We start from the raw sequence: 20888 nt of genomic DNA, 5'->3' as shown, positions 1-20888 counted from the left end.
GTGGCTGAAGGCGGCGCCGCCGCTACTTCTTGATCAGGCTCATCACAAAGGTGACTACAGCCATGATCACGAAAATATAGAACAGGATCTTGGCGATGCCTACAGCACCTGCCGCAATTCCGCCAAAGCCGAAGATGGCGGCGACGAGAGCGATCACGAAAAACACGATGGCGTAGTGCAGCATGTAGAACTCCTTGGTTGTTCGTTGCCAAGAAACGGCATCTGGCTGTCAGGAGCCGAGTGCTGTTCCCATGCGATTGACTGTACCGAGCCGCCCGAGGCCGGATTGACGGTGCCCGGCGTGGCATGGCGTCAGGGTTAGGCAGGGGGTGGGTGTAGGAAAAGCGCCGGCCCGCAGTGCCCATCAAGAAAAACCCCTGCCAGGGCGGTGCCGGGCAGGGGTTGTGCGTGCAGGCGATGCGTCGTGGTCAGGTGGATGCCGGGCTCAGCGGAATGACGGCGGAGATGGCCGTGCCCTTGCCCAGTTCGGAGGAGACGGTCAGCCGCCCGCCTGCCGCCTCCACGCGATGGCGCATGCCGGCCAGCCCGTGGGAGTTGGGGCGCATGGCCGAGGTCTCGAAGCCCTCGCCATCGTCCTGGATCTGCACCGTCACATAGGTCGGGTAGTTGTGCACGGAGACCAGTACGTGGCTGGCCTTGGCGTATTTGCCGATATTGGTCAGCGACTCCTGCACGATGCGGTAGACCGTGAGCTGGGTCGACTCCGGCAGTTCCACCTGCTCCAGGTTCGCTGTGACCTCGATGCCGCTGCGTTCGCCGAATTCGCGTGCCAGGATTTCCAGCGCCGTGGTCAGGCCCAGGTTGGACAGTGACGAAGGACGCAGGTCCTCGATGATGCGGCGCTTGAGGGCAATGCCGCTGTTGAGCGTCTCCACCAGATGGCTGACGCGCTCTCCCACGTCGGGGGCGCTGAGGTCGATCTTGGATTTGAGCCGGGCCACATCGAGCTTGGCCGCCGTCAGCAGCGAGCCCAGTTCATCGTGCAGCTCGCGCGCCAGGTGGCCGCGCTCATCCTCGCGCACCTGCTGCAAGTGGTTGGCCAGCTCCGTCAGCGTGGCCGTGCGTTCGCGCACCAGGGCTTCAAGGCGGTTGCGCTCGTCACGCTGGATTTCCTGCTCGCGCTGATGGGCCTGCTGCAGCGCGTGGGCCTGGCGCAGGTACATGAAAAAGCCCAGCACGCCCAGCGCGGTCACCGTGGCAATGCCTATGCGCGACAGCGACAGCGTGTGCTCGATATCCTGCAGGTTCTTGGCCGAGCGCTCGTCTATGCCTGACAGCAGCTTGCCGGTGTAGTCCCGGATGGCGTCCATGTTCTCCATGCCCACGTCCGTGAACATGACGAAGCGCCAGGCTTCCTCGTTGCCCTGGCGGTACAGGCGCAGGCTCAACTCCATCTCGCTCATCTTGCGCTCGACCTGGCGGGCCAGCGGCGTGAAGATGGCCAGTTCCTGGGGGTCGTAGATGAAGATCTGGCGCAACTCGTCCATGTTGTAGTTGATGGCCGTGATCGCCTTGCTGTAGGGCTCCAGGTAGCGCTCCTCCCCCGTGAGCAGGTAGCCGCGCAGGCCGGTCTCGGCATCGAGCATCAACCGCAGCAGTTGGCTGATTTCCGAGCGGGTCGCCTGGGTCTGGGTCATGGCCTCCAGCGCCTTGGTCGAGCGCTTGTAGCTGGCCTCGTTAATGCTGACAAGCAGCACGGCCGCAACGATGGCAAATGCCAGGCTGATCGCAATTCTTCGGAAATTTATCCAACGCATAAGCATCCTCTCACCTACAAGATCTTCGCCGATATTCTGCATAATTCGTGTTATCGGCAGCCGGAGCAGTTCCTGCCCCGGCCGTTACCATATATTGTTTGCACGACCGGCGTTCCTGCTGGTCCCCCGAAAAAGAGGTATTCATGATCAGAATCGGCATTGTGGACGACCATGCAATTGTGCGCTCGGGTCTGCGTCAGTTTCTCTCGGAACATGTGGACCTGCGTGTAGTCGGTGAGGCCGCCAATGGCCGTGAGGCCATCGACCTGGTCCGAGCCCACGAGATCGACGTGCTGCTGATGGACCTGTCCATGCCCGGGCAAAGCGGCATCGATGCGCTGGCCATGCTGCGGGCCAAGGCCCCGGACATGGGCATCCTGATCCTGAGCGGATATCCCGAGGAGCACTACGCGATCAACCTGATCCGCCAGGGCGCCAGCGGCTACCTGAACAAGGAATGCGATCCCCAGGAGATTGCCGAGGCCATCCGCACCGTGGCCCTGGGCCGCCGCTATCTGACGCCCGCCGTGGCCGACCTGCTGGCCCAGCAGCTCAACCGCAAGGATGACGCGCCAGCGCATGAACAGCTGTCCGAGCGTGAGTTCCAGGTCTTCCTCAAACTCGCGCGCGGCGAAACGGCAGGTGATATTGCGAAATCGCTCTCGCTGAGCGTGAAGACGGTCAGTACCTATCGCACGCGGCTTATGGAGAAAATGGGATTGTCATCCAACAGCGATCTCACGTATTACGCGCTGAAAAACCGGCTGATCGACTGATTTCCAGTCAATAGAAAATACGGGCTGCACGATTATCAAGTCGTGCAGCCTTTTTCTTTGATGGAGAGTAAAAATGCCGTGTTTTGGGTTCAGGCTGTTTTGAGTTGATTGAGCGATGCGGCGTCGATATTCATGCAATAGTCCATGAGTGCATCGATCTCATTGGACTTGTCGAAGACCGCATCCACGCCGAGCTGGGCGCAGCGGCTGCGAATGTCAGGGGTGGCGTAGTTGCTGAGCACCACGATCTTCTGGTGCGGCTGGCGCTCGCGGCAGGCGGTGAGCACACCCAGGCCGCTGCCCTGGCGCAGGAACAGGTCGACGATGGCCAGATCCCATGCGTCGGGGTTCTGCTGAAGCCAGTCCGTCCCCGCGCTTTCCGTCTCGGCGATGCCCACGGCCTCGACATCGGCGAGTTCCTCGAGCGTGGCGATCAGGTTCTCGCGGATCGTAGGGTTGTCTTCAACAAGATAGGTGCGCAATTTCACGGCTGTATCCAATAGGGACGCGGATGGCAATCGGAGTCCGGCGGAACCCGGCCTTCATTGTCCTGCGCGACAGCGGGCGATTGTGCCAGTGGGGGATCGGCCTGGAAGTCAGCCGATTCCTACGCCTTGTTGCCGCAAACGGGACAGTCCGGCACACGGGTGGTTTGCATGCTACTCCAATCGAGGCTGCGGCTGTCGAACATGGTCAGGCGGTTTGTTGCAAGCGTGCCAAAACCCGCGATCAGCTTGAGGGCTTCGGCCGCCTGCAGCGTGCCCATGACGCCGACCACGGGGGCGAAGACGCCCATGGTCGAGCACTGCACTTCCTCGAACTGCGCCTCCGGCGGGAATACGCAGGCATAGCAGGCGCAGTTCTCGTCGCGTGGGTCCATCACCATGAGCTGGCCATCCAGGCGGATGGCCGCCCCCGCCACCAGGGGCACCTTGTGCCGCACGCAGGCCGCGTTGATCATGTGGCGCGTGCGGTAGTTGTCCGTGCAGTCCAGCACCACCGTGGCTTGGGGCACGAGCTCGTCGAGCAGGGCATCGTCTGCGCGCTGCTGGCGGCAATCGATGCGGATGCCGGGGTTGATGGCATGCACGGCCGTGCGTATGGATTGCACCTTGGGCTGGCCCACGCGGTCCGTGGTGTGGGCGATCTGGCGCTGCAGGTTGGTCATGTCCACGGCATCGTCGTCCACCAGGGTGATGCGGCCGATGCCGGCCGAGCCCAGGTACAGCGAGGCAGGCGCGCCCAGGCCGCCTGCGCCGATGATGAGCACATGCGCTGCCAGGATGCGCTCCTGGCCTTCGATGCCGATCTCGTCCAGCAGGATGTGGCGCGAGTAGCGCAGCAGTTGATCGTCGTTCATTCGCGTCTCCAGACGTGAAAAAGCCGGGCGCGGGCCCGGCTTGGTGGGAGCGCGGACCCGGTCCGCGCTCTTCAGTTTTCCTTCTTTTCGGGCTCGCGCTCGGTCAGGGTCTTGCTGACCATGACGGGCTGGCCCTTGAGGCGGTTGAGCGCCTGCTGCAGCTGGAAGTCCTTTTCGGTGCCGAACTCGGGCAGGCGGCGCTCGGCCAGGGGTTTCTTGGCCTCTTCCTCCAGGCGCTTGCGGGCTTCCTCGCGGGCCTTCTCGCGCACTTCGTCCTTGACTTCGGCGCCCTGTCCGCTGGACAGGTGCTTTTCCAGGTCGGCCTCGCGCATGCGCAGGGCAGCGAACAGATCGCCTTCAGGGGTCTCGTCCACCATCACGTCAGGAACGATGCCCTTGGCCTGGATGGATTTGCCGCTGGGCGTGTAGTAGCGGGCCGTGGTCAGCTTCAGGCCCGTGTCGGGACCCAGCGGGCGAACGGTCTGCACCGAGCCCTTGCCGAAGGTCTGGCTGCCCATGATGACCGCACGCTTGTGGTCCTGCAGGGCGCCGGCCACGATTTCGCTGGCCGATGCCGAGCCTTCGTTGACCAGAACCACCAGCGGCAGCTTCTTGAGCGAGGCGGGCAGGCGCTGCAGCGGGTCTCCCATGCCGCGGCGGGCATAGAAGCTGGGCGAGGCCTTGTAGGTTTCCTTGCTCTCTGCCAGTTGGCCGTTGGTGGACACCACGGTCACATCGGGCGGCAGGAAGGCTGCCGAGATGGCGACGGCCGCGTCCAGCAGGCCGCCCGGGTCGTTGCGCAGGTCCAGAACCAGGCCCTTCATGTTGGGTTCCTGCTTGTACAGCTCTTCGACCTTGCGCACGAAGTCGTCCACCGTGCGTTCCTGGAACTGGCTCAGGCGGATCCAGCCGTAGCCGGGCTCGATGACCTTGCCCTTGACGGATTGCGTCTTGATTTCCTCGCGCGTGATGGTCACGGGGAAGCTGCGGCTTTCATCCTTGCGCAGGATGGTCAACTGCACCTTGGTGTTGGGCTCGCCGCGCATGCGCTTGACGGCGTCGTTGAGCGACAGGCCCTTGACGGCCGTGTCGTCGATCTTGGTGATCAGGTCGCCGGTCTTCAGGCCCGCGCGGAAGGCGGGGGAGCCTTCGATGGGCGAGACAACCTTGATCAGGCCGTCTTCCTGCGTGATCTCGATGCCTACGCCGACGAAGCGGCCCGAGGTGCCTTCGCGGAATTCCTTGTAGGACTTCTTGTCGAAGTACTGCGAATGCGGATCGAGGCTGGACACCATGCCGGAGATGGCATCGGTGATCAGCTTCTTGTCATCGACCGACTCGACATAGTCGGTCTTGATCAGGCCGAAGACGGCGGACAGCTGCTGGATCTCTTCCAGCGGCAGCGGGGTCATGGCACCGCGGGCCACGGTCTGCAAGGAAACCGTGGTCAGTGCTCCGGCGATTACGCCTACGGAAACCCAGCCGGCAATTTTGATTTTCTGGCCCATATCACCCCTTTAACCGCGTCAATATACACCCGCTTGGAAAGGCAAGCGCCCGCGTGGTTCCCTAAAAACGGCGCAGCAAGCGCAATTTCCGTAGCAGGCGCTCACCTCAGGCGGGTCAGGCTCAAGCCTTGCCCTGTGCGGCCACGGCGGCAGCCGCCTTGGCGGCAGCCTCGGCATCGCCCAGGTAGTAGTGGCGAATGGGCTTGAGATCGGCATCCAGCTCGTAGACCAGCGGAATGCCGTTGGGCACGTTGACGCCGACGATGGCGTCATCCGAGATGCCGTCCAGGTACTTGATCAGCGCGCGGATGGAGTTGCCATGCGCGGCAACCACGACGCGCTTGCCGGACAGGATGGCGGGCGCGATGGACTCGTTCCAGAACGGCAGCACGCGCGCGACCGTGTCCTTCAGGCATTCGGTCAGCGGCACCTGGCTGGGGTCCAGCTGGGCGTAGCGCACGTCGCTGCGCTCGCTGCGCGGGTCCTGGGGCTCCAGGGCCGGCGGGGGAGTGTCGTAGCTGCGGCGCCAGACCAGCACCTGGGCGTCGCCGTATTGCTTGGCCATGTCGGCCTTGTTCAGTCCCTGCAGGCCGCCGTAGTGGCGCTCGTTCAGGCGCCAGCTGTGCTGCACGGGCAGCCAGGTGCGGTCCATTTCGTCCAGCGTGTGCCACAGCGTGCGCGTGGCGCGCTTGAGCACGCTGGTGAAGGCCAGGTCGAAGTCGTAGCCTTCGGCCTTGAGCAGGCGGCCGGCGTTCTTGGCCTGTTCGACGCCGGTGGCGGTCAGGTCCACATCGGTCCAGCCGGTGAAGCGGTTTTCGAGGTTCCAGGTGGATTCACCGTGGCGGATCAGCACGAGCTTGTACATGGCGGCTTTCTAAGTCTCTCGATGCGACAAAGCTGGGCTGTCGCGGGGGCAAAAGCCAGCATTCTAGAATTGACAGGTTTGCCAACCCAAGGAATGACGTGAAATTCATCATCGATAACTGGTATTTGATCCTGATCGCGCTGGCTTCCGGCGTGATGCTGCTGCTGCCCCTGGTGCGCGGCGCAGGCGGCGGCTCGCTGACGGCGGCGCAGGCCGTGCAACTGATCAACCGCCAAAAGGCCGTGGTCATCGATGTCTCCGAGCCCGAGGAGTACGCGGCCGCCCATGCCAATGGCGCCAAGAATGTGCCGCTGGGCCAGTTCGAGGAAAAGCTGCCTGCCACCGTGAAGAACAAGGCCCTGCCGCTGGTGCTGATCTGCACCAAGGGCAACCGCGCCTCGCGTGCCGAAGGCATTGCGAAGAAGCTGGGCTACGAAAAGGCCCAGGCCCTGGCCGGTGGCCTGAAGGCCTGGCGTGATGCCGGCATGCCGGTTGAAAAGGCCTGAAGCGCCTCCAGTTGATCACGATGGAAGCCGCTGCGCCGCGTCCCCGGCGCCTGCAGCCGGCAAGCCGCCCACTCGAAGAAAGTCGCATATGCAAGCCGTGAAGATGTACACCACCGCTGTCTGCCCCTATTGCATCCGGGCCAAGCAGATCCTCAAGTCCAAGGGCGTGGAGCAGATCGAAGAGATCCGCATCGATACCGACCCTGCCGCGCGTGACGTGATGATGCAGAGCACGGGCCGCCGTACGGTGCCCCAGATCTTCATCGGCGACCACCATGTGGGCGGCTGCGACGACCTGATGGCGCTGGACGCCGACGGTGGCCTGGTGCCCATGCTGCAAAGCTGAAACACGGGCACTGCATAATGCAGGCCCAGGTGCCCGCTGCGCAACCTATTGGCAGCGGGCATTTTGTTGGTGATTTTTTTGATGCCCTGGCCGCCGTGCCAGGGTTTTTTGCCCAGAAAGACTGATTCCATGGCCGAACAGGACACTCCCGTCTTCCAGATCCAGCGCGTCTACCTCAAGGACCTGTCGCTGGAGCAGCCCAATTCGCCCGCCATCCTGCTGGAGCAGGAGCAGCCCAGCGTGGACATCCAGCTCGGCGTCGAGGCGACTCCCGTGGCCGAAGGCATCTACGAAGTGGCCGTGACGGCCACCGTGCAGACCAAGATCCAGGACAAGACCGTGTTCCTGGTCGAGGCCAAGCAGGCCGGCATCTTCGAGATCCGCAACGTGCCCGAAGACCAGATGGGTGGCGTGATCGGCATTGCCTGCCCCCAGATCATCTATCCCTACCTGCGCGGCAACGTGGCCGACGTGGTCACACGCGCCGGCTTCCCGCCCGTGCACCTGGCCGAGATCAACTTCCAGGCCATGTACGAGCAGCAGCAGGCAGCCGCCCAGGCGGACGGCAACTCGCTGCCGCAGTAAGCCGGTCCCATCCCGGCCGATGAGACTTGCGCCCAGGCGCGTCGCATCGCTGTGGTACAAGAAAAGAGGCCCGAGGGCCTCTTTTTTTCATCAACGTCGCTTCTTCAACGTCGGGCAGATATGAACATTGTGGTGATTGGTGCAGGCGCCTGGGGCACGGCGCTGGCAATGAGCGCGGCCTCGCGCGATGACGGACGTGTCGTGACGCTGTGGGCGCGCGACGCTGCCCAGGCGCAGGCCATGCGGGACAGCGGCGAGAACGCGCGCTACCTGCCGGGCGTGGCGCTGCCTGCCGCGCTGCAGGTGGTGCATGGCGAGATCGACGGCCATCTGGCTGCGGCAGACCTGATCGTGATCGGCACGCCCATGGCGGCCTTGCGCGAATGGCTGGGCCGCCTGCGCAATGTGCGGGCGCCCGTGGTGTGGCTGTGCAAGGGCTTCGAGGCCGTGCCCGCAGGCGCGTCGGCCGCCGCCCATGGACTGATGGCGCACGAGGTCTGCGCCGAGGTGGCGCCCGATCTGCTGTGCGGCGTGCTCAGCGGCCCCAGCTTTGCGGCCGAGGTGGCGCGCCACCAGCCCACGGCCCTGGTGGCGGCCAGCCGGCATGCCGAGGTCAATGACGCCCTGGTCGCGGCCTTCCATGGCGATGCCATGCGCGTCTACGCCAACGCCGACATCGTGGGCGTGGAAGTGGGCGGCGCCGTGAAGAACGTGCTGGCCATTGCCACCGGCCTGTGCGACGGCCTGCAGCTGGGCCTGAACGCCCGCGCCGCGCTGATCACGCGCGGCCTGGCCGAGATGACGCGACTGGGCCTGGCCCTGGGCGCACGGGTGGAGACCTTCATGGGCCTGTCCGGCCTGGGCGATCTGGTGCTGACGGCCACGGGCGACCTGTCGCGCAATCGCAAGGTGGGCCTGCTGCTGGCCCAGGGCCGCACGCTGGAGCAGGCCGTGGCCTCGCTGGGCCATGTGGCCGAGGGCGTGTACAGCGCACGCACCGTGCTGGCGCGCGCGCGGCTGTTGAATGTGGAGATGCCGATCACCGAAACCGTGGTCGAGCTGCTGGACGGCCGGCTGCAGGCGGCCGAGGCCGTGCAGCACCTGATGGCGCGCGATCCACGCGGCGAGTGATTCTTCGGTGTCCATGAAAAATGGCCCACACGCTCCCCTTGCTGCGCAAGGTCCACTGCCCCCCGAGGGGGCCGCTTTTCATCTTGGGGCGGCCCGGCGATGAAAAAGCCCCGGAGCTGGAAGGCCCCGGGGCTTTTTTGCGTCAGAAATCCTGGTGCCTGGCGCGCTACATGCCCAGTTACAGGCCCAGTTACAGGCCCAGCTCCAGACCCAGCAGTTCCTCCACCGTCTGGCGGCGGCGGATGAGGCGGGTGCTGTCGCCATCGACCAGCACCTCGGCGGCCAGCGGGCGCGTGTTGTAGTTGCTGGACATGGAGCTGCCATAGGCGCCCGTGTCATGGATGACCAGCAGGTCGCCCACCGAGGCGCCTGCCAGCGCGCGCGGCAGCACCACGCCGCCGTCGCCCTGGGTGAACACGTCGCCCGATTCGCACAGCGGGCCGGCGACCACGGCATCGCGCAGGGGCATGGCCTGGCCGTCGCGGCGCAGCACTTCCATGCCGTGCCAGCTGCCGTACATGGAGGGGCGCATCAGCTCGTTGAAGCCCGTATCGACCAGCACGAAATGGTTGCTGCCCGCATTCTTGGTGGCGCGCACCTGGCCCAGCAGCACGCCCGACTCGGCCACCAGGAAGCGGCCGGGTTCGATCTCCAGGCCCAGCGCGTGGCCCACGATGGCCTCGGCGTCCTTGCGTGCCGCATCCCACAGGCCGTGGTAGTGGGCGGTGTCGATGGTGGCGTCGCCATCGCGGTAGGGAATGGACAGGCCGCCGCCGGCCGAGATGGCCTGCAGGTCATGGCCTGCCTGGCGGGTGGCGCGCACCAGCTCGACCATGGCGCCGCAGACCTGCTGCAGGTGGCCGTAGTCCACGCCCGAGCCGATGTGCATGTGCAGGCCGGCCAGCTTCAGGCCGCCGTCGCGGATGGCCTGCAGCGCCGCCAGCAGGTCGCTGTGCCAGATGCCGTGCTTGCTGTGCTCGCCGCCCGTGTTGGTCTTGTTGCTGTGGCCGTGGCCGAAGCCGGGGTTGATGCGCAGCCACACGGGATGGCCGGGCGAGGCCTGGGCCAGCTGGTGCAGCATGTCGATGGAGCCGGCGTTCACGGGCACCTTGTGCTCGGCCACGCAGGCCAGCGTGGCCTCGTCCATCACGTCGGCGGTGAACACGATGTCGCTGTGCAGGTCGTCGCCATGGCCGGCCGCGTAGCCGGCGGCCAGCGCGCGCAGGATTTCGCCGCGCGAGACCGCATCCACCTTCACGCCCTGCTCGCGCATCAGCCGCAGGATGTGGATGTTGGAGCAGGCCTTCTGCGCAAAGCGGATGGTGTCGAAGGCCTTGAGCTGGGCGATGCGCGCGCGGATGGTGGCGGCGTCATAGACCCACAGCGGCGTGCCGTGCTGGTCGGCCAGAGCCCAGAGCTGGGCGGGCGAGAAGGGATTGGACATGGTGTCTCTTTCAGGGGAACTGCCGCGCATCATGGCGGATGGGGGTCATTCAGTCCAATGCTTGTTCTTATGGTGTCCATTTGATTTGGATATGCTCTGCCCATGCAAGACCCCGCGCTGCCACACACGTCCCCCGAGCCCCGCATCTCCCATCGCCACCTGGAGGTGTTTCGCGCGCTCATGCTCAGCGGCAGCGCCACTGGCGCGGCGCAGATGCTGTACAGCTCCCAGCCCACCGTCAGCCGCGAATTGGCGCGGATGGAGAGCCTGCTGGGCTATGCGCTGTTCGAGCGCGCCCAGGGCCGGCTGCGGCCCACGGCACGCGCCCTGTCGCTGTGGGCCGAGGTGCAGCGCAGCTGGCAGGGGCTGGATCGGGTGGTGGAGCATGCGCTGGCCCTGGGGCGTCCGCACCAGGCGCGCATCAACGTGCTGTGCCTGCCCGCCCTCAGCCATGCGCTGCTGCCTGCAGCGCTGGCGCGCCTGCATGCGGAGCACGGCCCCGTGGCCGTCAGCGTGGCCACGCAGGAGGCGCCGCTGCTGCAGGAGTGGATGGCCGCCCAGCGCTACGACCTGGGCCTGGCCGAACTGGCCGAGGCGCCGCCCGGCACGCGTGCTCTGGCTTTGCCCGCCATGGACGAGGTGGCCGTGCTGCCGGCAGGGCATGCGCTGGCGGCCCGCCCGGTGCTGGAGGCGGGCGACTTTGCGGGGGAGGGCTTCATCAGCCTGGCGCGAGACGACCCCTATCGCCAGCAGATCGATGCCGTGTTCGAGCAGGCCGGCGTGCAGCGCCAGCTGCACCTGGAGACCCACAGCGCCGTGGCGGTCTGCGCCATGGTCCAGCATGGTCTGGGCGTGGCCATCGTCAATCCGCTGACGGCGCGAGTCTGCGCCGGGCCGCAGCTGGTGGTGCGGCCGCTGGCGTTTTCCATTCCCTTCCAGGTCCATGCGCTGCTGCCGCTGCACCGGCCTGCCGTGGCCGAGGTGAAGTGGCTGGTGGACGCGCTCGCCGCCGAGGTGGCCGCGGTCGCTTGAAGTGGGGTGGGCGACTTCAGCGCGCCGCGTCCTTCAGGCTGGCTGCGTTGTCTGCCGCCGGCTCGGGCGGCAGGCCCCACTCCATCCAGTCGTCGCCAAAGACCTCCACCGGGTGCTGTGTGCGGTCCGATCCGTTGCCGCAGGCCAGCTCGTCGCGGGCGCAGTAGCGGTCGCAACCCCAGCAGGTGCGCTCGGGATGGGCGGGGTGGATGGGGAATTTCCTGGCCATGGCATCCAGCTTGGACCGCCATGGCCGCCAGGGTTTTGCGCTGGATCAGAATTCCAGGTTGTCGATCAGGCGCGTCTTGCCCAGGCGCGCGGCGCCCAGGGCCACCAATGGTGCACCGGCCAGTTGCGCGCCCTCGGCCGGCGGCTGCAGGTCACGGCGCAGGCGCACGGTCAGGTAATCGGGCTCCCAGCCCTGTGCGGCCAGGGACTGCATGGCCCATGCCTCCAGTTCGGCCAGCGGCGCCTGGCCTGCGCGCGTGGCGTCGGCCAGTTGCTTGAGTGCCTGCGACAGCGCCATGGCCTGCTGGCGTTCATCGGGGCTCAGGTAGCCGTTGCGCGAACTCAGCGCCAGGCCGTCGTCGGCGCGCGCCGTGTCGCCGGCCACGATGTTCACGGGCAGGGCGAACTGCTCGACCATGCGGCGGATCACCAGCAGCTGCTGGTAGTCCTTCTTGCCGAACACGGCCGTGCCGCCGCCGCTGGCGAAGAACACGGCCGAGAACAGCTTCATCACCACGGTGCACACGCCCGTGAAGAAGCCGGGGCGGAAATGGCCTTCGAGGATGTCGGCCAGCTGCGCGTCGGGCTGGATCTTGAAGGTCTGCGGCTCGGGGTAGAGATCGGCTTCGCGCGGGGCGAACAGCAGGTCGCAGCCTTCGCTCTCCAGCTTGGCGCAGTCCTGCGCCCAGGTGCGCGGATAGCTGTCGAAATCCTCGTGCGGCAGGAACTGCAGGCGGTTCACGAAGATGCTGGCCACGACGATGTCGCCGTGCTGGCGCGCGGCGCGCACCAGGGACAGGTGGCCATCGTGCAGGTTGCCCATGGTGGGCACGAAGGCAGGGCGGCCCTTGCTGGCCAGGATGGCGCGCAGGTCGGCGATGGAGTGGACGATTTGCATGGGGAAGCGGGGAAGCGGGAAAACGGGGGAACGGGGGAACGGGAAGCGGGAAGCGGAAAAACGGACCGTGCAGCCTGCCGGACTACCAGGCGTGCTTGCTGTCGTCGGGGAAGCTGCCGTTCTTCACGGCATGCACATAGGCCTCGAAGGCGCCCTTGACGCTGCCCGCATCGGCCATGAAGTTGTGCACGAAGCGGGCCATCTTGCCCAGGTTCACGCCCAGCATGTCGTGCAGCACCAGGACCTGGCCGGCCGTGCCGCTGCCCGCGCCGATGCCGATGGTGTGGCAGTGCGGCAGCTCGGCCGTGAGTTCGCGCGACAGCTGTGCCGGCACCATCTCCAGCACCAGCATGGAGGCGCCTGCATCCTGCAGCTCCAGCGCATGGCGGCGCAGCGTGGCCGCGCCCTCGTCGCTCTTGCCCTGGACGCGGTAGCCGCCCAGTGCATGCACGGTCTGCGGCGTCAGGCCCAGGTGGGCGCAGACGGGCACGCCGCGCTCGACCAGGAACTGCACGGTGGGCGCGGTCCAGCCGCCGCCTTCGAGCTTGACCATGTGGGCGCCGGCCTGCATCAGCTCGCAGGCGCTGCGCATGGCCTGCTCGCGGCTTTCGGCATAGCTGCCATAGGGCATGTCGGCGATCAGCCAGGCCGTGCCCTGCACGCGGTGCAGGCCGCGCGCCACGCTGGCCGTGTGGTAGCACATGTCCTGCAGCGACACGCCCACGGTGCTGTGCAGGCCCTGGCAGACCATGCCCAGCGAATCGCCGACCAGGATGCACTCCACGCCGGCCGCATCGGCCACGGCCGCGAAGGTGGCGTCGTAGGCGGTGACCATGGTGATCTTCTCGCCGGCCTCGCGCATCTGCGCCAGGCGCGGAAGGCTCACGGGGCGGCGCTGGGGCAGCGGCGAGGCGGGAGGGATGGTGCCGTAGGGCGTGCCGGCGGTGACGGGGGCTTGGGTCATGGGGCGCTCGGAGGGGGATGGAATTGCCGCGAGTCTATGCGATGCGCGCCGGGGGCACCTGTCCCTGAGCTGTCCTTTGCTTTTCCGTCACCTTTCGGGCAGGCCACGCCATCGGCGCCACAGCGGAGACAGCAGGGCCACGAGCAGGGCCGTGCTGGCTGCCACGGCAGGCGCGCCCATCAGCAGGTCCAGCCAGTGCTGGGTATCCGTCCAAGGGCCTGCGCTGCCGGTGGGGCGTGGCAACAGCAGTCTGGACCACTCAGACCAGGCGGCGGCGAGCCATATCAGGGCCAGCGACATGCCCAGGGCCAGCAGCACCGCGCCGGCCCAGGGGCGCTTGAGCACACGGATGCGCAGCCAGGCGACCGATATCAGCGCGGCCGGAAACAGCCCCAGCACATAGAGGTTGGTGATTCCCAGCATCCCGGCCAGCACGCTGCCAAGCAAGGTCAGGACCAGGCATGCGCCCCAGGCCACCAGCTGCATGGCGGGCATCAGGCGCACCAGCACCAGGGCCAAGGCGAGGAAAAAGCCAACGCTGGCGGCCGCAAGCAACTGGGACATCCTTGGCCATTCGTCGTCGCGGGACCTGTCAGCGCGCCGCAGATGGCTTTCCTGGTAGGCCGGCAGGGCCAGGCCGTAGCGCGGGTGCTGCCATTGCACATGCTGCGGCGGGCTCCACCGGCTGTCGAACCTCTCCAGCAGCATGAGCCACTCACGGTTGCTCTGGGCCAGATAGGTACCGAAGCATTTGCGCGGATCCGGCTCCAGATCCAAAGGCCTGCTGCGACCCAGGGGTGGTTTGCAGTTGGAGTTCTGCGCTCTGGATACCTTCTCGCCAGTCTCTGGTTGCGGGTTCGCTGCCAGGTAGGCGCGCCATTCCTGGGCCAGGGGGGATTGCAGCGCGCTGCGGTAGCTGGCCAGCAGGTGCTCCGCCTGGTCCTGGGCGGAGCTGGCAGACTGGCGCACATAGCCTCTGGCCTGCAATGGCTGGCCGTAGCGCTCCAGCGTCTGGGCAATCGCGCCCTGGTCTCCGCGCATCAACCAGACCAGGGCCTGGATGCCCGGGTACTTCGCCGGATCGACCTCTTCCTCGCGCAGCACACGTATCCATTCCACGAGCATGGCCGCCTGGCGTGGCGCGGCAAGCGCCTCCAGGGCTGCGACTTGCTCGACAGTCTGGATCTGTGCACTGACATCCGTGTCCGACCATTGGCGCTGCATCCGCATTTCATAGATGGGCGAAAAGGCGATCGCAGGCGCGAACAATAGCGATAGGAACAAGGCTCCCCACAGGTACTCCCACCACAGGCCCCAGCGGCCCACGGGGGCGTGTTCGCGCCAGCGGTTGTGGATGCGCACGCGCAGCAACCACCACAGCGCCAGGCCGACCGCCACGATCCAGGCCACGACGGAGCCGATGTCCAGCGCCAATTGCTCGGGCGTTTGCTGTGCCGTGGACGCAACGCCGGGCAGGGAGCCCATCCAGCGCGCGGGTTCGGCCATCCATTGCATCCAGATGCCCAGCACCAGCACGCACCACAGCAGCGCCAGCGGCAGATACCAGTGCAGCCGCAACTGCCACAGCAGGGGGCAGCGCATCAGCACCCATTGGTCCCAGCGGTTCGTCATATCGGAAAAACGTGGCATGGCTCAGTCCCTCACGAACAGGCGGCGGGTGGATGCGGTGATGTCGCGGAAATAGCGCACGGGCATCTGTGCCTGCACGGCCTGCGCCAGGAACTGCGCTGCCGTGAAGGGCACGTGAAAACTCACGATGTGGGTCTGGCCGCTGAGCTGGTGCGTATGGGATGGCAGCCGGTCCAGCCAGGGTTTCAGTTGCGCCATGGCCCAGCCGGTCTCGAACTCGATGGCGCAGCCTTGCATGGCGGCAAAGCTCTGCTGAACGCTGCGCGGCTGGCCTTGCTCCAGGAACAGCACCTGGTCGGCCACCTTTTCCACCTCGTACAGCTGCTGTGAACTCAGCACCAGGGCCATGGGTTGCCAGGGCGAGCGCGCCAGCGACTGCAGATCTGTCAGCAGGGTCTGCTGGGCGTTGATGTCCAGATTGGCCAGCGGCTCGTCCAGCAGCAGCACGCGCGGCCGGCAGAGCAGGGCGCGCGCCAGCTCGAAGCGCATCTTGTAGCCCGAGGACAGCTGTTTCCACTGGTGGCCCCGGAAGGCGCGCAGCCCCAGCTGCGCGATGACCAGCTGTACCAGGCAGATGTTGCGTGGGCCCACGGCGCCATGGCTGCGCGCGGCGAATTGCAGATGGTCCATCAGGCGCCCGCCCCAGACGGCCGGGCGCTGGGGGATATAGGCGAGCTGGGTGCGCAGCAGGTAGGCATTGGCGGCAGGAACACCCCAGTCCAGCTGCCCTGCGTCGGGCGCCAGATCGGCGGCCAGCAGGCGCAGCAAGGTGGTCTTGCCGTTGCCGTTCTCGCCCACCAGTCCCAGGATGGTGCCGGGCTCCACGGCCACATCCACCGGCCCCAGCGCAAAGCCGCCGCGCCGGTAGCGCTTGACCAGTTGCCGTCCCAGTATGCGGTGCGCACGGTATGCACGGTGCGCGCTGGGAGGTGCGGAATCGGCCTGCAGCGCCTGGCCCGGGGCATGGGCGGCATGCAGGGCGTCGAAAACCTGCTGCACCAGCGCGTGGCGGGGCTCTGCGCCGGAATCGGCCGCGAGGCCATCCCAGGCGTCCAGCGCAGTCAGCAGGCTCTGCTGCACGGCGGTTTCGGCCGGCAGGGCGGCGTCTATGAGTGCACGCCACGCGCCATGCCATTGCTGGCTGGCGATCGCCTGTTCCACGGATTGCGCCCAGGCCGCCACGGTGGCCTGCGGGCGCGCGGGTGGTCGTGCCGATTCGATGCTCGATTCCATGAAGCCCTCCCTTTTTTCTGTGCTGCGCGGTGCGGCCATCCGGGGAGCCGGACAGTGCGATTCCCGGCGCGCGACGAGTCTATGCGATCCCGCTATGCTGTACTTCCCGCGACGGACGACAGGGCCCGCACAGGCCCTGCGGATGCGCTTCAACGGTGTTGCACCATGTCCGGTTCCTTACAGACATCTCCGCTTCTTCCCGCCGTGGCCTGGCAGGGCCTGCGCCAGGTCCATGTGCTGCAAAGCCTGTCCGACGAGCGCCTGGCCGAACTGGCGGCGCAATGCCGCTGGCAGCAACTGGCCACGCACCAGAGGCTGGAGGGCGCCTATGCCGACCAGCGCATGTACATGCTCGTCCACGGCAGCCTGCGCGTCAGCAGCTATGCCGCGAACGGACGCGGGCTGACGCTCGGTGAAATTGCCACAGGCATGTTCGTCGGCGGCCAGATGCAGCAGCAGCAAAACGAATGCGGGGGCATACCACTGGTCGTCGAGGCGGGAGAACCCAGCCTGGTGGCCTCGCTCGCGCCCGAGGATGTGGAAGCACTGCTGATGAGCGAGCCCCTGGTGCTGCGCGCCTTCATCGTGCGGCTCAGCAGCCTGGCCGTGACGCTGGCGCGGCGCATGGTCAATCTGGGAACCCTCAGCGTGCGCAGCCGACTGCATGCCCTGCTGCTGGAGCGCGCCGAACTGGCCGGGGAGGAGCAGGGGCAGGCCCTGCTCGCCCCCGCGCCCCGGCAGACCGATCTGGCCCTGATGCTGGGCTCCAGCCGCGAGGAAGTGGCGCGCGAGATGTCGCGCCTGGTGCGCCTGGGCCTGCTGCGGCGCGAAGGCCGCAACCTGCGCATCTGCCATGTCGAAGGCCTGCGCGTGCTGCTCGAGGAAGCGCGCTGAGCCTTGTCTGCCGCGGCTGTTTCAAGCCGCGAAAAACACTGTTTCAGGAACGCGTGAATTCGCCTTCTGTCGAGGGGAACACGGGGGAAAAGGCGGCACGTTGGCCAGCCCGGATGCGAAAACACGTGAGAAAACGCACAGACGAAGAATGCTGCAGCGCCGCATAGAACGTCCATGCCGTGAGGAAATGAATGCCGAGCGGCCTTTTGAAAGGATCTGACATGCGTACCCTCTCCGCTGCACTGGCCGCCCTGACCCTGGGCCTCGCCGGCACTGCAATGGCCCAAGAAGCCGTTTCCCCCTCGTCCTCCGCCACCGCAGGCCTGAGCCGCGCCGAAGTGCTGGCCGACCTCGAGATGTGGCACCAGGCAGGCATGACCTACCTGCCCTCGCCCTCGGCTGACCGCGAAATCGGCTACAACTCGGCCGAATACCAGCGCGGCCTGGCCCGCTACCAGCAACTGCGCAGCGGCCCCGCCTACCGCGAGGCCGTGGCCCGCCTGGAAGGCCAGCACACCGTCACCCAGAAGTGATGTGAATGGATATGGGTCCGGCATGGTGCCGGGCCTGTTGGTGGAAAGCGTCCTTTCGGGACGCTTGGTTTGGCGCCCTTCGGGGCGCTTTTTTGTTTCCCTCGCTCTACACTGGGCGGCCCCGTGTCAGTGGCTGCTATCGATAGCGAAGCTGCTGATGCAAGTACAGCAATGCGTTGACGGCCGTTTTGTGAAGTTTCTGATCGATTTTCCCAACCCCCATGACGGCTCGGCCGCCCGGCTGCGCCATGGCTTCGGGCCGCCGCTGCGCAGCCTGGCAGCCCATGCGCCCGAGCAGGTGCGCGGTGTGCTTGACGCCGTGCAGCAGGCCGCCCAGGCCGGCCTGTGGTGCCTGGGCTGGGTGCGCTACGAGGCGGCGGCGGCGTTTGACGCGGCCTACGCCGGCGCCCTGCATGCCACGCCGCCAGGCGAGCCGCTGGCCTGGTTTGCCGTCTTCGACGGCCCCCGGCCCTGGCCTGAAGACGCGGACGCGGTCGAGACCGGCCCTCAGGTGCAATCTCAGGTGCAATGGCAGTCCGGCCTGGAGCGTGCCGATTTCGATGCCGCCATTGCGCGCATCCACGAGGCGATTGCGGCCGGTGACTGCTATCAGATCAATTACACGGCCCAGTTCATGGGCCGGCTGCTGGGCGACATCCCATCGCTGTTCGCCGCGCTGCGACGCGCCCAGCCCGGCGGCTACGTGGCCTGCATGGACAGCGGCGACGAGCAGGTGCTGTCCGTCTCGCCCGAGCTGTTCTTCGACTGGGATGGCGAGCGCATCCTCACGCGCCCCATGAAGGGCACGGCGCCCCGTGGCGCCACGCCTGCACAGGACGAGGCGAATGTCCAGGCCATGCGGTCCTCGCCCAAGGAGCGGGCCGAGAACGTGATGATCGTGGACCTGCTGCGCAACGATGTCTCGCGCATTGCCGAGCCTTTCAGCGTCCAGGTGCCGCGCCTGTTCCATGCCGAACCCCTGCCCACCGTGTGGCAGATGACGTCCGACGTGCAGGCGCGCACGCGGCCCGGCACCGGCCTGGCGGACGTGTTTGCGGCGCTGTTTCCCTGCGGCTCCATCACGGGCGCGCCCAAGCGCCAGGCCATGCGGCTCATCCACGAGCTGGAATCGGGTCCGCGCGGCGTGTACTGCGGCGCCGTGGGCGTGGTGCGGCCCGGCATCGCAGCGGGGCGCGTGCACGCCACCTTCAATGTGCCCATACGCACGGTGGTGGCGCGTGGCACGCAACTGCGCTGCGGCATCGGCAGCGGCATCACCTCGGGCGCCGAGGCGCCTGCCGAATGGCAGGAATGGCGCCACAAGAGGGCTTTTCTGGACAAGGTGTGAAAGGGCGTGCAGCCATGGCGGATACGGACTTGGATTTCGACATTCTGGAAACCCTGGCCCTGCGGGATGGCGGTTTCATCCACCTGCAGCGCCATGTGACGCGCATGCAGGACGCGGCGCGGCATTTCGGCCGGCCCTGCACGGATGCCGTGCTGGAGCAGGCATTGCAGCAGCTGCGCCAGGCGCATGCCAGCGGCCACTGGCGCGTGCGCCTGGCGCTGGATGCCGCGGGGCGGATACAGACCCAGGCGGCGCCGCTGCCGCCTTCCGCCACGCCTGTTCGGCTGGCGCTGGCCGACCGGCCCATCGCCAATGCGGTGGCGCATGGCGACTGGGTGCGCTTCAAGACCTCGCGCCGCGCGCACTACGACAGCCTGCAGCCCACCGATGCCTCGGTGTTCGACACCGTGCTCCACAACGAGGACGGCGAGATCACCGAGGGCACGCGCGGCAACATCGCCGTGCTGCTGGCGGGCCGCTGGGTGACCCCGCCGCTGTCCAGCGGCCTGCTGCCCGGCGTGGGCCGCGCTGTGGCGCTGGACGAGGGCCGCGTGGTGGAGCACCCGGTGCGGCTGGACGATCTGCCGCGCGTGCAGGGCTGGGCCTTCGTCAACAGCCTGCGCGGTTGGCTGCCGGCAGTTCTGCGCTGAATTGCAGGCTAGGGCCACGGGTGGAACTCATGGTTTTCAGGGATGGATTCCACAAGGTAATGTCAGACAATCGTTGCATATTGTTGAGCAATATCATTTTGATTGTTGGCTGATGCCTGCCTCCCCTGAGATCGATCCATGCATGAATTCCATATTTCCCGCCGCGCGCTGATCAGCGCCGCGGCTGTCCTGGCGGCGGGCCCGCTGTGCGCCCAGACCACCTATCCCAACAAGCCCATTCGCGTCGTCGTCGGCTACGCGGCAGGCGGCTCGGTCGACCTGGTGGGGCGCGTGGTGGGTGACATCCTGGCCAAGCACCTCAATGCGACCGTCGTGGTCGACAACGTGCCCGGTGCCGCCGGCGTGGTGGCCGCGCAGCGCGTGGTCGGTGCCAAGGCCGACGGCTATACCCTGCTCGCAGGCTCCAGCAACGAATTGGCGGGCACGAAGTTCGTCAACGCCGCGCAGAAGTACGACCCGGCCACGGACCTGACCGGCATCGCGCTGACCGGCGTGCTGCCCAACCTGTGGGTGGCCGGCACCAAGATGCCGGCCAAGACCCTCGACGAGTTCATCGCCCTGGCCAAGGCCCATCCCGGCAAGTACAGCTACGGCAGCCCGGGCATCGGGTCCACGCCGCATTTCTCGGGCGAGCTGATCAAGAAGATGGCCGGGGTGGACATCGTCCATGTGCCCTACAAGGGCTCGGCCGCGATGACCAGCGACCTGGCGGGCGGCAACCTGGACTTCGCCATCGTCTCTCCCTCGGTGGCGGCTCCGTTCATCCAGAGCGGCAAGATCAAGGCCCTGGGCGTGACCACGGCCCACCGCATCGCCATGATGAAGGACGTGCCCGCACTGGGCGAGAACGCAGCGCTTAAGGGCTACGCGCTGAGCGGCTGGTTCGGGCTGGCGGGGCCCAAGGACCTGCCTGCCGATGTGGTGGCCAGCCTGCAGAAGGCCTTGAAGGCGGGCCTGGCCGATCCTGCGATGCGCGCGCGCCTGGAAGGGGCGGGCATCATTGCCCCCACGGGCGACGAAAACCTGGCCCAGATCATCCGTACTGACATGGGCAAGTACGCCGAACTGGTCAAGTTCGCCAGGATCACGCCGGAAAACTGAAGCACGGCCGGCTGCCATGAAAAACGCCTCGTTCCCC

At 66.7% G+C, this 20888-nt stretch carries 23 protein-coding genes; 11 read left to right on the top strand and 12 right to left on the bottom strand.

Annotated elements, in window-relative coordinates; translation table 11 throughout:
- Window positions 1–22 precede the first annotated feature (22 nt).
- Window positions 23–184 (bottom strand): DUF1328 domain-containing protein, encoded by a 162-nt coding sequence (locus U6958_RS27925; protein ID WP_013803930.1) that lies wholly within the window; start codon window positions 182–184, stop codon window positions 23–25.
- 244 nt (window positions 185–428) lie between these two features.
- The gene (locus tag U6958_RS27920; RefSeq protein ID WP_074923068.1) at window positions 429–1778 is read right to left on the bottom strand and encodes a CHASE3 domain-containing protein; all 1350 of its coding nucleotides are present in this window, start codon (window positions 1776–1778) and stop codon (window positions 429–431) included.
- 143 nt (window positions 1779–1921) lie between these two features.
- Between U6958_RS27920 and U6958_RS27915 the strand changes: the two genes are divergently transcribed.
- Entirely contained in the window at window positions 1922–2554 is a 633-nt protein-coding gene (locus U6958_RS27915) for a response regulator transcription factor (protein WP_012203736.1), read from the top strand.
- Between the two features lie 89 nt (window positions 2555–2643).
- Here U6958_RS27915 and U6958_RS27910 read toward each other — a convergent pair whose 3' ends face one another.
- From U6958_RS27910 to gpmA, 4 genes are all read right to left on the bottom strand, one after another.
- Entirely contained in the window at window positions 2644–3042 is a 399-nt protein-coding gene (locus U6958_RS27910) for a response regulator (RefSeq protein ID WP_013803928.1), read from the bottom strand.
- A gap of 119 nt (window positions 3043–3161) precedes the next feature.
- Window positions 3162–3914: a HesA/MoeB/ThiF family protein gene (locus U6958_RS27905; RefSeq protein ID WP_074923069.1), complete on the bottom strand. Its 753-nt coding sequence runs from the start codon at window positions 3912–3914 to the stop codon at window positions 3162–3164.
- A 71-nt stretch (window positions 3915–3985) separates the two neighbouring features.
- Window positions 3986–5422 carry a S41 family peptidase gene (locus tag U6958_RS27900; RefSeq protein WP_016449067.1) on the bottom strand — a complete coding sequence of 479 codons (1437 nt, stop codon included), beginning with the start codon at window positions 5420–5422 and terminating at the stop codon, window positions 3986–3988.
- Window positions 5423–5543: 121 nt separating this feature from the next.
- Window positions 5544–6287: a 2,3-diphosphoglycerate-dependent phosphoglycerate mutase gene (gpmA, locus tag U6958_RS27895; protein WP_016449066.1), complete on the bottom strand. Its 744-nt coding sequence runs from the start codon at window positions 6285–6287 to the stop codon at window positions 5544–5546.
- 98 nt (window positions 6288–6385) lie between these two features.
- Between gpmA and U6958_RS27890 the strand changes: the two genes are divergently transcribed.
- From U6958_RS27890 to U6958_RS27875, 4 genes are all read left to right on the top strand, one after another.
- Entirely contained in the window at window positions 6386–6793 is a 408-nt protein-coding gene (locus tag U6958_RS27890; RefSeq protein WP_016449065.1) for a rhodanese-like domain-containing protein, read from the top strand.
- A gap of 88 nt (window positions 6794–6881) precedes the next feature.
- Window positions 6882–7139 carry a glutaredoxin 3 gene (gene grxC / locus U6958_RS27885; protein ID WP_016449064.1) on the top strand — a complete coding sequence of 86 codons (258 nt, stop codon included), beginning with the start codon at window positions 6882–6884 and terminating at the stop codon, window positions 7137–7139.
- Between the two features lie 129 nt (window positions 7140–7268).
- Entirely contained in the window at window positions 7269–7724 is a 456-nt protein-coding gene (gene secB / locus U6958_RS27880; protein WP_013803924.1) for a protein-export chaperone SecB, read from the top strand.
- Between the two features lie 120 nt (window positions 7725–7844).
- A complete protein-coding gene (locus U6958_RS27875) occupies window positions 7845–8855 on the top strand; it encodes an NAD(P)H-dependent glycerol-3-phosphate dehydrogenase (protein WP_016454153.1) in 1011 nt (336 codons plus the stop codon).
- Window positions 8856–9045: 190 nt separating this feature from the next.
- Here U6958_RS27875 and lysA read toward each other — a convergent pair whose 3' ends face one another.
- Complete coding sequence (gene lysA, locus U6958_RS27870) at window positions 9046–10299, bottom strand: diaminopimelate decarboxylase (protein ID WP_016454154.1); 1254 nt, start codon at window positions 10297–10299, stop codon at window positions 9046–9048.
- A gap of 102 nt (window positions 10300–10401) precedes the next feature.
- Between lysA and U6958_RS27865 the strand changes: the two genes are divergently transcribed.
- Entirely contained in the window at window positions 10402–11331 is a 930-nt protein-coding gene (locus U6958_RS27865) for a LysR family transcriptional regulator (RefSeq protein WP_074923070.1), read from the top strand.
- Between the two features lie 16 nt (window positions 11332–11347).
- Here the strand turns inward: U6958_RS27865 and U6958_RS27860 are convergent, their stop codons facing one another.
- The 5 genes from U6958_RS27860 to U6958_RS27840 all read right to left on the bottom strand — a co-directional run bounded on the left by U6958_RS27860 (window position 11348) and on the right by U6958_RS27840 (window position 16304).
- The gene (locus tag U6958_RS27860) at window positions 11348–11560 is read right to left on the bottom strand and encodes a DUF3079 domain-containing protein (protein WP_017404237.1); all 213 of its coding nucleotides are present in this window, start codon (window positions 11558–11560) and stop codon (window positions 11348–11350) included.
- Between the two features lie 45 nt (window positions 11561–11605).
- Entirely contained in the window at window positions 11606–12457 is an 852-nt protein-coding gene (gene panC / locus U6958_RS27855) for a pantoate--beta-alanine ligase (protein ID WP_016449059.1), read from the bottom strand.
- 82 nt (window positions 12458–12539) lie between these two features.
- Entirely contained in the window at window positions 12540–13421 is an 882-nt protein-coding gene (gene panB / locus U6958_RS27850; protein WP_012203749.1) for a 3-methyl-2-oxobutanoate hydroxymethyltransferase, read from the bottom strand.
- A gap of 87 nt (window positions 13422–13508) precedes the next feature.
- Window positions 13509–15071 (bottom strand): hypothetical protein, encoded by a 1563-nt coding sequence (locus U6958_RS27845; RefSeq protein WP_074923071.1) that lies wholly within the window; start codon window positions 15069–15071, stop codon window positions 13509–13511.
- Window positions 15072–15074: 3 nt separating this feature from the next.
- Complete coding sequence (locus tag U6958_RS27840) at window positions 15075–16304, bottom strand: ABC transporter ATP-binding protein (RefSeq protein ID WP_074923072.1); 1230 nt, start codon at window positions 16302–16304, stop codon at window positions 15075–15077.
- A 165-nt stretch (window positions 16305–16469) separates the two neighbouring features.
- Between U6958_RS27840 and U6958_RS27835 the strand changes: the two genes are divergently transcribed.
- From U6958_RS27835 to U6958_RS27815, 5 genes are all read left to right on the top strand, one after another.
- The gene (locus U6958_RS27835; RefSeq protein WP_016449056.1) at window positions 16470–17198 is read left to right on the top strand and encodes a Crp/Fnr family transcriptional regulator; all 729 of its coding nucleotides are present in this window, start codon (window positions 16470–16472) and stop codon (window positions 17196–17198) included.
- Window positions 17199–17419: 221 nt separating this feature from the next.
- Window positions 17420–17731, top strand: coding sequence for a DUF4148 domain-containing protein (locus U6958_RS27830; RefSeq protein ID WP_016449055.1), 312 nt, complete (start codon window positions 17420–17422; stop codon window positions 17729–17731).
- A gap of 190 nt (window positions 17732–17921) precedes the next feature.
- Entirely contained in the window at window positions 17922–19079 is a 1158-nt protein-coding gene (gene pabB, locus U6958_RS27825; RefSeq protein ID WP_074923073.1) for an aminodeoxychorismate synthase component I, read from the top strand.
- Between the two features lie 29 nt (window positions 19080–19108).
- The gene (locus U6958_RS27820) at window positions 19109–19729 is read left to right on the top strand and encodes an aminotransferase class IV (RefSeq protein WP_236884696.1); all 621 of its coding nucleotides are present in this window, start codon (window positions 19109–19111) and stop codon (window positions 19727–19729) included.
- Window positions 19730–19867: 138 nt separating this feature from the next.
- Window positions 19868–20851: a tripartite tricarboxylate transporter substrate binding protein gene (locus U6958_RS27815; RefSeq protein WP_017404244.1), complete on the top strand. Its 984-nt coding sequence runs from the start codon at window positions 19868–19870 to the stop codon at window positions 20849–20851.
- Window positions 20852–20888 lie beyond the last annotated feature (37 nt).

It is taken from the genome of Delftia lacustris (assembly GCF_040267515.1).
Classification (GTDB): Bacteria; Pseudomonadota; Gammaproteobacteria; order Burkholderiales; family Burkholderiaceae_C; genus Comamonas; species Comamonas tsuruhatensis.
Note: the sequence above shows the minus strand (reverse complement) of the source record. Positions and strands in the feature narration are given on the sequence as shown.

Coding starts and splice junctions, on each gene's coding strand:
- U6958_RS27845 (WP_074923071.1), bottom strand. CDS start 15,071: ATGCCACGTTTTTCCGATATGACGAACCGCTGGGACCAATGGGTGCTG.
- grxC (WP_016449064.1), top strand. CDS start 6,882: ATGCAAGCCGTGAAGATGTACACCACCGCTGTCTGCCCCTATTGCATC.
- U6958_RS27860 (WP_017404237.1), bottom strand. CDS start 11,560: ATGGCCAGGAAATTCCCCATCCACCCCGCCCATCCCGAGCGCACCTGC.
- U6958_RS27830 (WP_016449055.1), top strand. CDS start 17,420: ATGCGTACCCTCTCCGCTGCACTGGCCGCCCTGACCCTGGGCCTCGCC.
- U6958_RS27840 (WP_074923072.1), bottom strand. CDS start 16,304: ATGGAATCGAGCATCGAATCGGCACGACCACCCGCGCGCCCGCAGGCC.
- U6958_RS27915 (WP_012203736.1), top strand. CDS start 1,922: ATGATCAGAATCGGCATTGTGGACGACCATGCAATTGTGCGCTCGGGT.
- lysA (WP_016454154.1), bottom strand. CDS start 10,299: ATGTCCAATCCCTTCTCGCCCGCCCAGCTCTGGGCTCTGGCCGACCAG.
- U6958_RS27875 (WP_016454153.1), top strand. CDS start 7,845: ATGAACATTGTGGTGATTGGTGCAGGCGCCTGGGGCACGGCGCTGGCA.
- U6958_RS27835 (WP_016449056.1), top strand. CDS start 16,470: ATGTCCGGTTCCTTACAGACATCTCCGCTTCTTCCCGCCGTGGCCTGG.
- U6958_RS27900 (WP_016449067.1), bottom strand. CDS start 5,422: ATGGGCCAGAAAATCAAAATTGCCGGCTGGGTTTCCGTAGGCGTAATC.
- U6958_RS27865 (WP_074923070.1), top strand. CDS start 10,402: ATGCAAGACCCCGCGCTGCCACACACGTCCCCCGAGCCCCGCATCTCC.
- U6958_RS27815 (WP_017404244.1), top strand. CDS start 19,868: ATGCATGAATTCCATATTTCCCGCCGCGCGCTGATCAGCGCCGCGGCT.
- panB (WP_012203749.1), bottom strand. CDS start 13,421: ATGACCCAAGCCCCCGTCACCGCCGGCACGCCCTACGGCACCATCCCT.
- gpmA (WP_016449066.1), bottom strand. CDS start 6,287: ATGTACAAGCTCGTGCTGATCCGCCACGGTGAATCCACCTGGAACCTC.
- panC (WP_016449059.1), bottom strand. CDS start 12,457: ATGCAAATCGTCCACTCCATCGCCGACCTGCGCGCCATCCTGGCCAGC.
- secB (WP_013803924.1), top strand. CDS start 7,269: ATGGCCGAACAGGACACTCCCGTCTTCCAGATCCAGCGCGTCTACCTC.
- U6958_RS27925 (WP_013803930.1), bottom strand. CDS start 184: ATGCTGCACTACGCCATCGTGTTTTTCGTGATCGCTCTCGTCGCCGCC.
- U6958_RS27920 (WP_074923068.1), bottom strand. CDS start 1,778: ATGCGTTGGATAAATTTCCGAAGAATTGCGATCAGCCTGGCATTTGCC.
- U6958_RS27905 (WP_074923069.1), bottom strand. CDS start 3,914: ATGAACGACGATCAACTGCTGCGCTACTCGCGCCACATCCTGCTGGAC.